This window comes from Rhodococcus sp. HNM0563, from assembly GCF_012726195.1.
Taxonomy (GTDB): domain Bacteria; phylum Actinomycetota; class Actinomycetes; order Mycobacteriales; family Mycobacteriaceae; genus Rhodococcus.
Genome location: NZ_JAASAF010000008.1, coordinates 135183 through 150372 on the forward strand (window position 1 = coordinate 135183; position 15190 = coordinate 150372).

Annotated in this window: 17 protein-coding genes and 1 pseudogene; 10 read left to right on the top strand and 8 right to left on the bottom strand. The window is 65.3% G+C overall.

All coding sequences use genetic code 11. The features are described 5' to 3' along the window. Nucleotides 1-30 precede the first annotated feature (30 nt). From HCA61_RS18930 to HCA61_RS18940, 3 genes are all read left to right on the top strand, one after another. Entirely contained in the window at nt 31-486 is a 456-nt protein-coding gene (locus HCA61_RS18930) for a MarR family winged helix-turn-helix transcriptional regulator (RefSeq protein ID WP_169689743.1), read from the top strand. A gap of 7 nt (nt 487-493) precedes the next feature. After that, the gene (locus HCA61_RS18935) at nt 494-916 is read left to right on the top strand and encodes an organic hydroperoxide resistance protein (protein WP_169689744.1); all 423 of its coding nucleotides are present in this window, start codon (nt 494-496) and stop codon (nt 914-916) included. A gap of 216 nt (nt 917-1132) precedes the next feature. Next, on the top strand, nt 1133-1936 hold the full coding sequence (locus HCA61_RS18940) for an NAD(P)H-binding protein (RefSeq protein WP_169689745.1): 804 nt from the start codon (nt 1133-1135) through the stop codon (nt 1934-1936). 13 nt (nt 1937-1949) lie between these two features. On the opposite strand, the gene HCA61_RS18945 is transcribed toward HCA61_RS18940, so the two are convergent. Next, complete coding sequence (locus HCA61_RS18945; RefSeq protein WP_169689746.1) at nt 1950-2741, bottom strand: MBL fold metallo-hydrolase; 792 nt, start codon at nt 2739-2741, stop codon at nt 1950-1952. Between the two features lie 35 nt (nt 2742-2776). Here HCA61_RS18945 and HCA61_RS18950 point away from each other — a divergent pair. From HCA61_RS18950 to HCA61_RS18965, 4 genes and pseudogenes are all read left to right on the top strand, one after another. Beyond that, nucleotides 2777-4835: pseudogene (locus HCA61_RS18950) on the top strand (phage holin family protein). Nucleotides 4836-4951: 116 nt separating this feature from the next. Then, a complete protein-coding gene (locus tag HCA61_RS18955) occupies nt 4952-5467 on the top strand; it encodes a helix-turn-helix transcriptional regulator (protein WP_240959824.1) in 516 nt (171 codons plus the stop codon). Nucleotides 5468-5517: 50 nt separating this feature from the next. Next, a complete protein-coding gene (locus tag HCA61_RS18960; protein WP_169689748.1) occupies nt 5518-5931 on the top strand; it encodes a VOC family protein in 414 nt (137 codons plus the stop codon). A 64-nt stretch (nt 5932-5995) separates the two neighbouring features. Next, nucleotides 5996-6406, top strand: coding sequence for a flavodoxin domain-containing protein (locus HCA61_RS18965; RefSeq protein WP_169689749.1), 411 nt, complete (start codon nt 5996-5998; stop codon nt 6404-6406). Between the two features lie 44 nt (nt 6407-6450). On the opposite strand, the gene HCA61_RS18970 is transcribed toward HCA61_RS18965, so the two are convergent. Further along, a complete protein-coding gene (locus tag HCA61_RS18970) occupies nt 6451-6828 on the bottom strand; it encodes a DUF4345 domain-containing protein (RefSeq protein WP_240959825.1) in 378 nt (125 codons plus the stop codon). Between the two features lie 119 nt (nt 6829-6947). On the opposite strand from HCA61_RS18970, the gene HCA61_RS26660 reads away from it, so the two are divergent. Next, on the top strand, nt 6948-7082 hold the full coding sequence (locus tag HCA61_RS26660; RefSeq protein WP_277352041.1) for a hypothetical protein: 135 nt from the start codon (nt 6948-6950) through the stop codon (nt 7080-7082). 103 nt (nt 7083-7185) lie between these two features. Here HCA61_RS26660 and HCA61_RS18975 read toward each other — a convergent pair whose 3' ends face one another. The 3 genes from HCA61_RS18975 to HCA61_RS18985 form a co-directional block, all read right to left on the bottom strand. Further along, nucleotides 7186-7980 carry a hypothetical protein gene (locus tag HCA61_RS18975; protein WP_169689751.1) on the bottom strand — a complete coding sequence of 265 codons (795 nt, stop codon included), beginning with the start codon at nt 7978-7980 and terminating at the stop codon, nt 7186-7188. Further along, a complete protein-coding gene (locus HCA61_RS18980; protein WP_169689752.1) occupies nt 7977-9962 on the bottom strand; it encodes a hypothetical protein in 1986 nt (661 codons plus the stop codon). The genes HCA61_RS18975 and HCA61_RS18980 overlap by 4 nt, the downstream gene beginning before the upstream one ends. A gap of 507 nt (nt 9963-10469) precedes the next feature. Continuing rightward, nucleotides 10470-10769 carry a type VII secretion target gene (locus HCA61_RS18985; RefSeq protein WP_169689753.1) on the bottom strand — a complete coding sequence of 100 codons (300 nt, stop codon included), beginning with the start codon at nt 10767-10769 and terminating at the stop codon, nt 10470-10472. A gap of 81 nt (nt 10770-10850) precedes the next feature. On the opposite strand from HCA61_RS18985, the gene HCA61_RS18990 reads away from it, so the two are divergent. Beyond that, nucleotides 10851-11204, top strand: a complete 354-nt coding sequence (locus tag HCA61_RS18990) for a YbaB/EbfC family nucleoid-associated protein (protein ID WP_169689754.1) — start codon at nt 10851-10853, stop codon at nt 11202-11204. A gap of 78 nt (nt 11205-11282) precedes the next feature. Here HCA61_RS18990 and HCA61_RS18995 read toward each other — a convergent pair whose 3' ends face one another. After that, nucleotides 11283-11906: a TetR/AcrR family transcriptional regulator gene (locus HCA61_RS18995; RefSeq protein ID WP_169689755.1), complete on the bottom strand. Its 624-nt coding sequence runs from the start codon at nt 11904-11906 to the stop codon at nt 11283-11285. A gap of 86 nt (nt 11907-11992) precedes the next feature. On the opposite strand from HCA61_RS18995, the gene HCA61_RS19000 reads away from it, so the two are divergent. Beyond that, nucleotides 11993-12883 carry an SIP domain-containing protein gene (locus HCA61_RS19000; protein WP_169689756.1) on the top strand — a complete coding sequence of 297 codons (891 nt, stop codon included), beginning with the start codon at nt 11993-11995 and terminating at the stop codon, nt 12881-12883. A 54-nt stretch (nt 12884-12937) separates the two neighbouring features. Here the strand turns inward: HCA61_RS19000 and HCA61_RS19005 are convergent, their stop codons facing one another. Continuing rightward, a complete protein-coding gene (locus tag HCA61_RS19005; protein WP_169689757.1) occupies nt 12938-13951 on the bottom strand; it encodes an iron-siderophore ABC transporter substrate-binding protein in 1014 nt (337 codons plus the stop codon). A 151-nt stretch (nt 13952-14102) separates the two neighbouring features. Continuing rightward, nucleotides 14103-15110 (bottom strand): zinc-binding alcohol dehydrogenase family protein, encoded by a 1008-nt coding sequence (locus HCA61_RS19010; RefSeq protein WP_206040318.1) that lies wholly within the window; start codon nt 15108-15110, stop codon nt 14103-14105. Nucleotides 15111-15190: the final 80 nt, after the last annotated feature.

The following is a 15190-nucleotide window of genomic DNA, read 5'->3' on the forward strand; positions in this document are numbered from 1 at the left end:
AAAATAGAACCGTGCACTACCTTTATTTTCGTGTCCGATCACTTCGCGCTCGACCAGCAGGTGTGCTTCGCGCTCTACCGGGCGTCGCGCGCCACCACAACCGTGTACCGGCCGCACCTCGAGCGGCTGGGCGTCACGTACCCGCAGTACCTCGTACTGCTGGCGCTCTGGGAACGTGACGCACGCGGCGTGCACGATCTGTGCGACGCCCTAGATCTCGATACCGGCACGTTGTCGCCGCTGCTCAAACGGCTCGAGACCGCCGGGTTCGTCGAACGTCGACGGCAACGCGCCGACGAACGCCGAGTCGTCGTTCACCTCACCGATGCTGGCAACGCGCTACGCGAGGAGGCCGAGGACATACCCGGCTGCATCGCGCGCTCGAGTGGGCTCGGCGTCGACGAACTGGTCGCGCTTCGAGACACGCTTCACGATCTGACCGCCGCGCTGCAGGACGCAACCGGCGGAACCTCCAAAGAAGGGTAGGACCCCCATGAAGATCATCTACACCGCAGAAGCTCTTGCCACCGGTGAGGGACGCAACGGTCACGCCCGCGCCAGCGACGGAAAGCTCGACGTGAACCTTGCGATCCCCACCGAAATGGGCGGCAACGGTGAGGGCACCAACCCCGAGCAGTTGTTCGCCGCGGGATACGCGGCGTGCTTCCACTCCGCCCTGCAGATGGTCGCGCGTCAGGAAGGTGCCGACGTCAGCGATTCCGCAGTCGGTGCTCGTGTCGGTATCGGCCCGACGGACGCGGGCGGTTTCGCGCTCGCGGTCACTCTCGAGGTCTCACTGCCGAATTTGACGCACGACACGGCGCTCGAGCTCACCGAGAAGGCGCACCAGGTCTGCCCGTACTCCAACGCGACGCGTGGCAACATCGACGTCGTGCTCGCGGTGGCGGAAGACTAAATCCGTCACCTGTGCCCGTTGTACGCGGTGGACATCGCGCCCGGATTGTCACGGCGCAGATCGAACTTCGGTTGGATCGACGTCGCTATACGCCGTTGAAGTAACCAAGAAATCCGAGCGATCCCGAATCGGGTGTGAGTACGGACGTCAAGCTTGCGCTCCATATCGTGCAGGTATTCGCCGACTGGCGCTGCGACGGCGACCTACCCTGGTGAAATGACAATTCTCGTGACGGGAGCAACCGGAAACGTCGGCAGACTCGTGGTGGACGAACTGATGCGCGCTGATGCCCCACACGTGCGCGCCTTGACCGTGAATCCCACGCGGGCGGCACTACCCGGCGACGTGGAAGTCGTCGAAGGGTATGTGGGCAAGCCTGATTCACTCAGCGGGGTGTTCGACGGCATCGACACCGTGTACCTCGCGCCGGTTCCCGCGGCAGCGCGGGAAGTCGCGATCCTCGCGCGCGGCGCCGGGGTGCGCCGGTTCGTCACCCTCACAGGCGGACCGGGAACCGACTGGTACGGCATCGAGGCCGACGTCGAAGCGTCCGGCCTCGAATGCACCCACCTCGAACCCGGCGAGTTCATGACCAACGCGACCATCTGGGCAGAGCAGATACGCACGACGGGTGAGGTCCGCGGCACGTATCCGACCGCGGCGAATGCCCCGATCGCGCTCGAAGACATCGCTGCGGTCGCGGCGCAGGCACTGCTCGGCGATTCCCATTCCGGGCGCACGTATGAACTCACCGGGCCACAGTCGCTGACCCATCCGCAGATGGTGCAGGGCATCGGTTCGGCGCTCGGGCGCCACGTGCCGTTCGTCGAGGTGTCGCGGGAGGAAGCGGAAGCGGTGCTTGCTCGGTCGATGGGTGAGTACGCCGGGTGGTATCTGGATGGCCGGGCGCTGCTCGTCGATCATCCGCAATCGGCATTGACGACGGTCGAGGAGATTCTCGGCCGGCCCGCGACGACCTTCGCTCAGTGGGCCGCCGCGAATGTCCAGTTGTTTCGCTGACCCGTAGAGCACCTCACTCGTGCGGCGTGACGAGTGCGCCACCCGGGGACAGCTCCACGGCGTCGATACCTGACCGCCCCGCATGGTGGACGAACTCGGCTCCGGGACCGAAGAACAATCGGGGGCGCACGGAATCGAGTCCGACCGGCCACAAAGTGCCGTAGTGGATCGGTACCGCCAGGCCTGCGGCCACGAGGCGCGCGACGACCGCCGCCCGGGACGGATCGAGGTGGCCGTTGCCCAGGGTCGGGCCCCAGCCGCCGACGGGAAGCAACGCGATGTCGACGGGGCCGACGTGGCCTGCGAGGCCCGGATACAGATCGGTGTCGCCGGCGAAGTACGTCCGGTGGTCGCCCTCGACGACGAAGCCGATCGCCGGCGCGAGTTCCGGGCCGCGTCGCCAGCGTCGACCGTCGTGTCGGGCGGGCACAGCGCGGACAGTGACGCTGCCGATCCGGATCTCGTCGCCGGTTCGCAGCGGCATCAGGCGGTCGTCGAACCGGCGCAGTGCGGGCAGACCGTCGATCGCTCCCCACGGGGTCACGATCGGAGTGCTCGGATCGAGCAGCCGCAACGACGGTAGATGTGTGTGGTCGGCGTGCAGATGCGAGAGCAGGACCGCGTCAGGGCTTCGCACATGCGGCCCACTGGGAGTGGGACCCCGTCGGCGGCGCAGATGCGCGACGCGGTCGGTCAGCACCGGATCGGTCAGGACCACCGTCCCCCGGTCCGCGATCAGCGTGCTGGCGTGTCCGAGCCAGCGCACACCGGACGGGACGGCATCTCGACCCGCAGTGGCGTTCACGACCCTTACGATTCCAGACGAGGGAAGGAACTGCGATGCGCACGGTGAGTGGCATGGTTCGGGTGCTCGTCGAGTTCCTTGTGCTGTGGGGGTCGTCGGCGCTCGCGATCATCGTGCTCGACCGCATCCTCGGCGGCATCACCTTGGATCCGTCCGGCTTCGCTCCGATTTCGACCCTTCCGGCCGCGCTGGCGTTGTCGTTGGTCTTCGGGTTGTTCAACGCGGCACTGTGGCCCGTGATGATGCGGTTGATGTCATGGATCGGCCCGGTGCTGTTGTTCGTCGGGGTGTTCGTGGCTGGCGGACTGATCATGCTGTTGACGCTGTACCTCGTGCCGTTGGCGTCGGTGGACCGGTGGCAGGATGCGTTCTTCATCGCCGCGCTGCTGTCGCTGTTCACGTCCGTGGTCTCGGGCGCCATCGCTTCTCGGTCCGATGTCGCGTACCGGTTGATGCAGGTACGCCGACAACGGTTCCGATTGCGTCGCCGCAGGGTGCTCGCGGACGCGTCCCCGGGGTTGTTGTGCATCCAGATCGACGGACTCGGCTACGACGTGCTGCGCCGCGCGATCGCCGACGGTGTCACCCCGGGTTGGCGAAGCTGGTGCGCGAGACCCACCGCCTTATGCCGTGGCATACCGACTGGAGTAGCCAGACGGGCGCGACCCAACTCGGCGTGCTGCACGGCTCGAACCACAACGTGCCGGCCTTCCGCTGGTACGACAAGACCACCGGACGCATCTCCGTATTCAGCAACCCGGCCGACAACGAACAGCGAGAACTCGAACGCAGCGACATTCCCGGGCTGCTCGCGCGCGATGGTGCGAGCCGCGGCAACCTGTTCACCGGTGGCGCGCACGACAACGTTCTCGTCGTCAGCCGCATGCGCGGTGCGCGCCTCGGTGGCGGTGCCGGCTACCGCGACTATTTCGCCGATCCGGCGAGTGCACTGCGCACCGTCATCAGGATGGTTGCCGAACTGCAACGGGAAGTACGTCAGTCTCTGCGGCAGAAGCGAAAGGACATCCGGCCGCGGGTGCCGCGGGGCGGGCTGTATCCATTCGTTCGGGCGTTCGCGACGGTGCTGGCCACCGACGTCGCCGCTGCCGCGGTGGTCGGAGATCTGATCAAGGGGCGCAGCGCCGTCTATCTCGATCTGATCGGGTACGACGAGGTGTCGCACCACTCCGGTATCTCCAGGCCCGAAACGCTTGCGGTGCTGACCAAACTCGACGACGTCGTCGAGATGCTGCTCTCCGTGGTGGCGCAGGCCGACCGGCCGTACCGTGTGGTGGTGCTGTCCGACCACGGCCAGAGTCAGGGCGCGACCTTTCTGCAACGCTATGGGGAAACACTGGGGCAGTTGGTAATCCGTCTGGCTTCGACGCGAGAGTTGGATGCTGTCCGGCATAGGTCTGGATCCGACGTCTCTTCCCAACCTGGAGCAGAACGACGTGGATATGCCGCTGCGAGTGTGCATTCGCCGGCCGCCGGCGAGGAGGTGCATCCGTCTACGGGTGAGCCGATCGTGCTCGGCTCGGGCAACCTCGGTCTGATCTATTTCCCGGACCTGCCCGGTCGTGCCGACATCAACGCCATCGAGGGCGCTCACCCGGGGCTACTCACCGGCCTGCGGGAGCATCCCGGGATCGGCTTTCTGCTCGTGGCGGCACCGGCGGATCCGTGGTACTCGGACCGCACGGCCAGGTCGACCTGACCACCGGTGAGGTCACCGGCGACGACCCGCTGGCGGTGATGGGCGACGACGCGCTGGTGAAGGTGCGTCGCACCGACACCTTCGACAACGTCGCCGACATCATGGTGGGCGGCGCGTACTGGCCCGACACCGACGAGGTTGCGGCGTTCGAGGAGCAGGTCGGTTCGCACGGTGGGATGGGCGGACCGCAGAGCACGCCTTTTCTCATCTACCCCGCAGACCTGCCTGCACCGCCTGCGCCACTGCATGGTGCCGAGACGGTGCACAAGGTGCTGGTCGGATGGCGGGATCATTCGACCGGATCGCATACAGCGGAAACTCGGCGCGACACGGCAACGTGCGGCGGCAACCTGGGGCGCGCGAGGCCCCGAGGCTGATTGCGGAAGGCCGGCTCGAGCCTTGCGATTCCCGACGGCGTCACACCCGAGCTCTCCGCTCAGATGGGCTTCCATACGCAATACACTGGCAGGTGGGGTGTCGCGCCCTCTTCGGAATGCCGGCGGCCGAGTTGTGGGACGGCTCCTTCGAATCCGCCGACGTGCTGGGACAGGTGGGGGACGAGCTCTGGGAGCGACTGCAGGAACACCTCGGTTGGCCGGAGCGGTTCGATGCGTGTGACCGGGTCCTGCTCCGGCTGCGGCTGGAGAAGCCCGTTGCTCGCGAGTTGGCGGCCACGTGGCAGGGGATCGTGCATGGCGGCGGGGCGCTGCCCGTCTCCCGGCTCGCAGCGCATACCGGCTACTCTCGCCAGCACCTGACCCGGTTGTTCCAGAACGAATTCGGGCTCGGACCGAAGCTGGCGAGTAGGGTGATCCGGTTCGAACGGGCCCAGCTGGCGCTGCGGTCGCCGCGATGGCGCGGATCTGTCGCGGACGTCGCTGTGTCGTGTGGATACTCCGACCAGGCGCATTTGACACGGGAATTCGTCGATCTTGCCGGCTGCACGCCTCGGGAACTGATCGGTGGGGATCTTCCAATCGTTCAAGACGATGCCGCCCTCGAACCATGATGCTCGATATGTCAGCACATCGATCGACGCCGAGTTCCAGGGAGTTCCTCATGAACACCGTCACGCCGCACTTGCTGTACGAGGACGTGGAGAGCGCGTTGTCCTTTCTGACTCGAACTTTCGGGTTCGAGGAGACACTGCGCTACAACGATCCCGCCGGGTATGTCAGCCACGCCGAGATGAGACTGGGCGAGGCGGTGATCATGCTGGGCGATCCCGGCCCGGACTACCGCGGCCCGGGCCGTCGCGGTGGCGCGACGGTGCAGATTCACGTCCAGGTGGACGATGTCGATTCGCTCTATCGTCGGGCGCAGGAGGCAGGGGCGAAGATTACTGCCGATCTCGAAGACCAGTCGTACGGCGACCGCAGTTTCTCCGCGGACGACCCCGAGGGCCACGCGTGGACGTTCGGACAGACGATCCGCGAGGTGGCGCCCGAGGACTGGGGGGCCGTCGCTACCTGAGGACTCGGTGTAGCCATGTTCGAAGCGATGTTTCTCCACTCCGGCGCCGGGGAACCCGGTGGGCATGTCCGTCCTTGTCGCAACCGAGAGCACCCGAGGCACTACCCGGCGCACCGCCACGGTGATCGCGGGGTCGCTGGCCCAACACGGATTCGAGGTCACACTGGGCACCCTGTCCGACCTCGAACGGGCCGCGGAGTTCGAGGCCATAGTCATCGGGAGCGACGCGGAGGGTGACGGCTGGCCCGACGTCGCGCGCGAGGCGTGCACACGTCACGCCCCAGCTCTGACGCAACGGCTGGTCTGGCTGTTCTCAGGCCCTGCGCCCGACGGAGCGACGAGCAGCAACATCGACCTGTCCGAACTGGCGGAGACGGTCACGGCACGGGACTACAAGTACTTCCCGTCGACTGATACCGAGCGGATTCTGTCGTGGACGGCGTTCATCGCCGATGAGCTCCTTGGGCACAGCTGACCAGGCAGGTTCCGTAGCTCCTGGTCGGAGGCCAATCGCGCGGACTAACCGCGCGCGGGAGGCTCGCGTCGATCCAGCGCCTCCACCACTACGGGGGCAGCGAGCTCCACAGCGAGCAGCAAATCATGGAAGCGGTGGGGCCGACCCAGGGTGGCGCGGGTCGCGAGCCGGCCGACACCTCCGAGCGCCATCAGTCCGGCCAGGATCCGCATTCGGTTCAGGACCGGTTGTGGGCGAGCCGCGGCGTCGAGCCAACTCAAACCGTAGCCGGCGAAGACGGGACCCATGAAGCGCACGTGTGAATCCACGGTCGCGCCATAAGTCATGCCGGGTTCCCCGGATACTCCGCCGACGAGCTGGATCCCTCCGATCGCGATGCAGGTCCATCCGGTCACGCGTCCTAAGATTCTCAGGGCCGACATGTGTACATACTCGCAGATTTGACGGTTTCCTGGACCAGGCCGAAGGCGTCGCCTTTTTCGGCGCCCCCTGCCCTTCGAACTTTCGGGGGCAGGCTCCGATCATTGAGGACAGATCATTGGTGGGCGTGTTGGAGTTCACCGCGTCGACGTTCGTCAACCGTGCGAACACGAGCATTATCTTGACCGACATCAAGGATGTCGACGAACTCGAACGGGTGGTGGCGGGGCGGTGCAGGCTTTCTCACCTGATGTAGGTGATCGGGCGTCCGCCCCGGTGAACGGTAGTCGCGACGATTCCAGCTTCGCGCAACCGCGATTGTGCGCGCGGATGGCTGGGATCCGCGCGGGAACGTGGGCTCACCATCCAGGGTAGGCCGGCAGCGTTTCTGGGGGTGTGTCGGATGTGACTATGAAGTACTCGTTTTGGATTGCGTCGGGAGCGTACTGGTGTCCCCATTGTCGGCATGCCTGGGTGTGGTCGCGTCCGGATGAGCCGTCGATGTTGATGTTCCAGCCGGTGAATACGTCGTAGGTGGGGGCTTGCCATTGTGGATTCCCGTTTTCGTTGACGGGCGGGGTGGAGGTGGACCCGATCGAAGGTGGCACCGGAGTCACATTGCTCGTTCGCTGAAGAACGAATTTGAGGTTCGGGCCCCCGGTGGTAACGGAGCGGCTGTAGTGATCATCGGTGTTTCTCACTGCGACGTTGGATGTTTGGTGGCAGGAGTGTGCGATGAAGCCGGTCTCGGTGGGTTCGATGCGCATGATGTGGAAGTAGGCGGTACCGAAGTGCTGTGTGTTGAGCGGGGGAAACTCGTCATACTGGTCTTTCGTCTCTTGGTCGATGGCGCGGGCGAATCCGCGATAGCTGTCGGTGACGGAGTTGGCGAGTGCGATCTCATTGGCTTCGATCGCGGCGCGGGCGAGGGTGGCCTCGGTGCTGAAGAGATCGATTCCGGGTTCGGCGGACCAGACGATGGTGGAGGTGAGCCGAGTGTCAGGAACGCGGTACGGCCCCGATGTAGAAGGTACTGAGGTACTGGATGATTCGGATGTAGGCCCCGCGTCGTTGGCTGTGAAGGTGGGGATACACCCGCTCAGCAGTGTTGAAGCAAGCAGGCATGCGAGCAGCGTTGCAGGTGCGGATCTCATACGGGCCACCTGCTCATTCGGGTGGGCTCACCGTCTCCGATAAAGACCGACTCGAATGCTCGTTGGTCGTCGTCGCTACCGAAGATGTTGTCGTAGTAGGCATTGATTGCCACCGAGTGCTGATCGATGTACTCGTCGACACGTCGAATGCCGGAACGTTCGAAGGCGCCGGGAGTTTCGTCGACGATACCTTGCCTGACTCGCTCGATGTTCTGTAGTTCTCCGTTGTCTGTGTGTCCGTCCATGAGTTCCCCATATGTGATCAAGGTGCCGGCACGACTTGCTTCCGGTGGGAGATCGGTAGCCGGCACCCGGCCCGAGTCGACGAGTTCGGTGAGGATCGTGTACTTGATCTCGTTGTCGGTCATGCGAATCTGGTCAGGACCGGCTTCGTACTGACTGATCCGGAAACGGGCTTCCGGCGATCCGGAGAACCGATCGGTCAGGTTGCCGTCGGCATCGATGATGTTGCCCGAAAGCAACGCTCCAGCGGTGTAGACAGCGCCCGATGCGGCGACACCCCACGGTGGAGGTAGGTAGCTCAAACCGGTTGCAGTGATGGCCTGCCCGGCCCCGAAGTGTCCGGCACGTGTTGCTGCCCGGTCGGATTTCGCTTCGCCGGAGTCGCTCAACCTGTCGCCGAGTTCAGTCCTGAGACCGCCCTCCACGACAGCGCGGAGCCTTCCTGAGGTTTCTCCGAGCGTGATCGGGGGCGGATCTACGTCCGAGCGGGCGAACGCGCGGTCGATCTCGTGTGCCGCCGCGAGTGCGTGGCCGCTGATGAGTGTTCCCGCGTGCGGGTCGCTGTCGAGCAGCGAGAAGATGCGCGTTGTCTCGACCGGGCCGAGACAGTCGAAGCTCTCGTGATAGGCCAGTCTCGGATCATCGGTCACCATGTCGATCACGTACGGCGACAATGCGCCCGCGATCGACTGCGTCAGTGCCGGGTTGACCTCTCCGAGAGCGGATCTCCCGTCGCCCACTCCGGGTATGTCCATCAGCCGTCTGTATGGGTTGGTGTTGTTTGCATCGGTGAAGGCGACGGGGGAGTCGGAACCCGACGATGACAGCATCAGCGCGAGCGAGTGCGCTGCCTCCCCTGCGCGTTCGGCGCGGACGGTGTCGTCGGGGCCGGTGACTGCTGAGTTTTCGGGGATCCAGCCCACGAGACGGCTCAGTGTCGCTCCGTCGTCGTTCCACTCGTGCTCGAACAGCGGCATCAACGTTCGGGTGTTGTCGGATGCGGTGAGCAGTTCGTAGGAGGCGTCCTCGTTCCGCAGTCCTATGTCCAGGAACTTCTCTGCGACCGGCTCGTACGCATCTCGGTAGAGTCCGCCTGTTCCTGAGGCGATGTCGAGCAAGCGTGAGGCCGCATGGTCGAGCTCGCTTGCGAATTGCGTGCCGGGAACGACTCCGGGGTTGGCCTCGCCGAGAAGAGCTGCCACGTCGGCGAGCCGTTTGTCCACGTATACGTCGTCGAAGAAATCTCCCATGAAGCGTGCATCCTCACCGGGATTACGGATCCGAGACAGGGTGTCGCGCAGTTCATCCGGGACTAGTTCGTAGCTGCCGGTGTTCTGGCCGTCGCCCACGTTCTCGTTCGAGATCATGAGTAGTCCGTTGGCGAGTGCATCGAGTTGGGACGCGGCATCGTCGTCACCGGATTCCTCGCGACCACGCAGAACGTCGGCGACATCGAGGAGGCCGTCCGTGCCTGCCTCCCGGTAGAAGTCGCGCAGGTATGTCAGCACGGCCGTCGGGACATTGTCGACGGTGTCTCCGCGTGCGAGCGCGTCGAGCTGTGCGGGAGAGAGCTGGGCGGCAACGAGGATGTCAGCGATCCGCTGGTAGTCGGTGAGCGTCAGAGTGCCGTTGCGTGCTGCGGTGCCATCGCCGGCTGCATCGGATCGGGCAAGGGTTTCGTACCGGGGCGAGAAGGCTCGGGTCGAGGTCGGAATCCCGTCGCACCCTGGAGAACGCATCGGCGACGGCAACGGTCGCAGCAGTGTCGGCGGTATCGACTGCTACGAGATCTGTGGTGATGATCCTGGTCAGGATGTTCGCGCGTTGGCTCAGTGCCGCCATCTGGATGACGATCTGGGATCCGCTCGAGTCCGGCGAGTCCGATACGACAGGTGGCGGCGGTGTCACGGTGCCGTCGTCGGCGACCGAGAATCCGGACCCGCGTGCGTCTTGGATGTGGGAAACTGCTGTTCCGACCGCATCCTGCAGTCGCCCGGCGTGCGTCGTCAGTTCGGCCGCGGCATCTGCCAGGGCGGTGGCGAGGGTGCGGCCCGGGTGCAGGACGTCGTAGACGTGGCTGCGCATCGTGTCGCCGGCGCCTTCGGTCCAGAATGTGTAGGAACCGGCCGCGGCGTGACTTGCGTTTCGGAACTGGCCGTCCAGGGTCGCTGCCGCTTCGGTCCACGCGGTCGCCATGGAATGGAGCGTATTGGGCGACCATGCGAGTACCTGCGAGACGGTAGGGGTCACCACAGTGAGGATCCGTCGACCGAAACAAGCTTCGCTGCAGTCTCATCGTCGGTGGCATCGTATGCTTCGGCACTCGCGACCAGCCGGTCGCGGGTGTCGGCGAGGTGGTGGGCGACCTGCTGGAGTCCGGTGTGAGCCAGCAGAGCGTGCGCCATGACTGCGGTCGCGATCGATGACCCGGGCAGAGCATCGATTACGGAACTGCACGCGCCGTCGGTACGGACGGCACCTGCCTCTGCGCCTGTGGTGCCCATCGCCGATGCGAACTCCCGCACCAAAGCTGTATCGACGTACATGTATCCCCCCGATGCATCCGGCCCCCGCGGATGATCGGCTACGGTATCCCAGCCATACCGATACGTCGCGAGGGGGGGTCCGTGGGTTCTGTTGTATCCGGGCGAGGGGCAGGCTCGGACCTCGATCCGCTGTCCGGGCATCTCGACGATCTGGTTTCTGCTCTGACGACTGCGAGCGCTTCTGCGAGCAGTGCGACGGTGTCGGTGCGTGTGGGTGCTGATGGGTCGTTGCAGGATCTGCAGATCGACGACCGGGCGCTGCAGGGTGGCGGGGCAATGCTGGCTTCTCACTTGATGCAGGTGATCGGGCGTGCGCATGCGGAGTTGGGGGAGCACCGTCGAGCCGCGGAGTCCGCGCTGCGCGCGGATGCGCGGATCGCGGAGGCCATCGCTGCAGTGGCCGGTGCTGCTGACGCGCCGCGTGCGCCCCGGTGAACGGTGGTTGCGACGATCCCAGCTTCCCGCTAGCGCGATTGTGCGCGCGCGGATGGCTGGGAGACTCGCGGGTGCACGTCAGAGTCCGGCACCGAGCATCGAGATCACTCCGCGCGCGGTCGCGCGCATCGACCACGCGAATGTCTCACGAGGTGTGAGGTGCGCGAGCTTCCGTGCGCCGGAGTTGATCGTGCGGAACCCATCGGCCCTCGAGGGGCGCATCGTGTCACGCTCGTCGCGGTGCGAGACCGGGTTGATCTCGGCGAGTGCGACCGCGTGCTCGGCGACGACGGACAGGGCGATGCTTGCGTTCGCCGGTTCCCAGCTGTAGCGGTCGGCGAATTCTTTCTGGTTGCGGTCGATCGCACCCAGTGCGCCTTCTGAACTCGGAGTGAGTGCAGTGAGATACCTGCCGATCCCGGGATTCGCGACCACGAAATCACGTAAGGCCAATGCGAGGTCGACGAGGGCGTCCTCCGGATCGTCGGCGGTGGGCTCGGGGAGTGGGGTTCGCGCGACGATGCCGTCGGCGACGATGCGGTGGAGTCCGTCGAGGTCGCCGACGTGGCGGTACACCGACATCTCACTTACCCCCAGATCGCTGGCGATCGATCGGATGCTCAACTTGGGCAGCGTGATACGCGCGCCGGCGTCGACGAGGCGTTCGGGGGTGACGAGCCGAGGCCGCCCAGGTGAGGACATGCCGAGCATTCTCCCATGGAATCGTTGTAAGGTTAGACTAACTCACATTATCTGAATGGCTCCGTACGACGAAGATCGAGGTTGTTATGCCGGACGAGGTACCGTTCACAGCCGACCGGGTCGCCGACCTGATGGAAGTGCTGCGCACACCCGAACACCAGGCCGGGCTCGAGGAGGCGACGTTCACCGTCGTGTCCGTTGTCGATCGCGCGGCCGGACTGATCCGAGTGAGCGGCACGATCTCCGGAACGCATTCACTCCAGGACTGGGCGGGCCTCAACATTGCCGTTCGACTGTCACTTCCGGAGCAGTCGGCCGAGTTCGCGGGGATCGACGGAGCACCCGACACCACCGCCCGTGTCTATACCGTCGCCGACGTGGACATCGAGAGCAGGACGGTCGCGATCGACATCGTCCGTCACGGTGAATCGTCGCCGGCGATGAAGTGGCTCGGTCGGGTGCGCAGTGGAGATGTCGTACCGCTCGCCGGTCCGCGACCACACCGTGTTCCCGGACTGGGCTCGCCGCGAATCCTGCTGGCCGACTCCTCGGCGCTGCCCGCGGCGGTCGGCATCCTCACTCGTCTGCCTATCGAGGGTTCTACGGTGCTCGTTGCTGCAGCGCCCGACGACGAGATCGCGCTTGCCGAAAGCGATCTCGGGGATCGGAGAAACTTCGTCACGGTGCAGCGGGCTGCGCCGGGCGTCGAACGGCCCCTCGCAACCGCGTTCGCCGGGATGGAGGTGCCGACCGGAGCATCGGTGTGGGCGGCGGGGGAGCGCGAGGACGTACGAGAGGTGCGCCGCCGCTGTCGGGACGACCTCGTACTGGGTGCCGAGAGCATCCAGGTTTTCGGCTACTGGAAGCGCGGAATATCCAACACGCGAATTGATATCGCTCGGCTCGAAGCTGCGCGGTCGTCGATGGAGGCAGGGCGCGCCGTTTTTGCGACCGACGACCTCGACATCGAGATCTGACGCGAGCTCGTGAACATCTCCGGGGTGTCTGTACGCACCCCGGAGTGTCACGTGTCAGTTGTGCGCGGCAACGTTCGGGGCGATCTGTCCTTCTATCAATTCGCTGATCGTGTAGTCGATCGACAGTGGCGAGGCATTGCGCAGCGCTGTGAGGGATGCGGCGTCGACGTCGACGTACCGGCCGTCGGCGACGGCCGGAATCGATGTGAAGACCGGATCGGACAACGCCTGCTGTGACCCACCCACTGCGAAGAAACTCAACAGCAGGATGTCGGCATCGAGTTGGCGCGCATTCTCGGGAGAGATCGTCGCCGACCCGGAGCCGTCGCCCGTGTCGGGTAAGGAGCTGATGGTGTCGGTGAGGGTCATTCCGAACTCGCCGAGGATTACGCTGCTGAAATCGTCGGGATCGTTGACGGCCTTGTAGCCGACAGGCGTGGCGATGCCGAGCGTGTATGTCACGCCGTCGAGTTCGGGGTTGCGCTCGACGGCCTCGTCGATGTGGGTCTGGACGTCGTCGATGAGGGTTTCGGTGGCGTCCTCGCGGCCGAGTGCGCGACCGATCTGGCGGGCCTGGTCCTGCCACGGGATCGTCAGGTACGTGGCGCTTTCCGGACCGACCACGGGTGCGATCTCGCTCAATTGGTCGTGGTAGGTCTCGAGGTCTGCGAATGTCGTCGCAACGATGAGGTCGGGCTGCAGCGCTGCGATGGATTCGAGGTCGAGATCGACCACATCGAACCCGGCTCGGGTGGTGTTGACCCGCGTCGGTTCACCTTCGATCAGATCGGTCTGCCACGGCACCTGCCCATCGGGGGACAGTGGGAAGGATGCGGTGCCGACGGGTTGTACGCCGAGAGCGAGCACGGTATCTGCCTCCTGCCAGCCGAGTGCGACGACGCGCTGCGGATCGGCGGGAACCTCGACGGTCCCGAATCGGTCGGTGATGATTCGGGTTTCTTCGTTCGTGGGGGTCTCGGTGCCGGCGCAAGCGGTGCCGAGTGCAGTCAGTAGGGCGAGTGTCAGAAGTGCGGGTGCTGTGCGTGTGGCACGGCGTGGTGGGCGCACGTTGTGCTCCTGTCGAAAGCGGCCGGGTAATAGTTAGGTTAGACTAACCCACATAATTAATCTTCGCTCAACCCGATATCGAGGTGCAGTACGTATCGGGACTCCTCGTAGGTGCGTGCCTGCACGGCGCGACTACGAGTGCGGGCGGAGGTTATTCGCGGTCGGGCACCAGGACGGCGGCGCCGCGGACTCGGTCGTCGGCGAGATCGGTCAATGCTCGGTCCGCTTCCGACAACCGGTAGCGCACCGTGCTCACCTGGATCCGGTGCTCACCGGCGAAGCGCAGGAAGGTGTGCGCGTCGTCGCGTGTATTGGCTGTCACCGACCGGATCTCCCGCTCGTAGAACAAGTGCTGCTGGTAATTCAGCGGAGGGACATCGGTCATATGGATGCCGGCGAGGGAGAGGATTCCACCACGGTCGAGTGCTTCGAGTGCGGTCGGGATCAGATCTCCGACGGGTGCGAACACGATGGCGGCGTCGAGCGGGACGGGTGGCCTGTCGGCCGAGCCCTGCACGGATTCTGCGCCGAGTTCCTCGGCGAGCGCGCGGGCGTCGGCGCTCCTGGTCATGACATGAACCGACACTCCGCGGTGCATCGCCACCTGCGCCGCAATATGGGCGCTACCACCGAAACCGTAGATGCCCAGGCGCCCGCCCTCCGGAACGGCCGCGCGCTCCAATGCGCGGAACCCGATGATGCCGGCGCACAACAAGGGCGCGAGTTCGACATCGTCGTAGCCCTCCGGGAGTGGAAGTGCGAACTGTGCAGGGACCGTGACGTATTCGGCGTATCCGCCGTCATCGTCCCACCCGGTGTATCGCGAATGGGGACAGAGGTTCTCGCGCCCGCGCAGGCAATACCGGCAACGTCCGCAGGTGTACCGGAGCCAGGCGACGCCGACGCGGTCGCCCGGTGAAAAGCCGCTGACCGCGTCGCCGGTCCGGTGCACGGTACCTACCACCTCGTGCCCGGGAACCACGTGGCGCCGGTGGACGGGCAGGTCGCCTTCCGAGACATGCAGGTCGGTTCTGCAGACCCCGCAGGCCTGGATCTCGATGAGTAACTCGTCGGGACCCACCGTGGGGATCGGGCCGGGTTCGAAGACGAGCGGGTGCTCGTGGATCGGTCGCGGGTCTGCTACCCGCCACGCCATCATCGTCCCGTTCGAGTTCACGGCGACCCCCGGTTTTCTCGAGCCTGCCCCACTGTAGGTCGGATGTCGCGGTTCGCGGTACG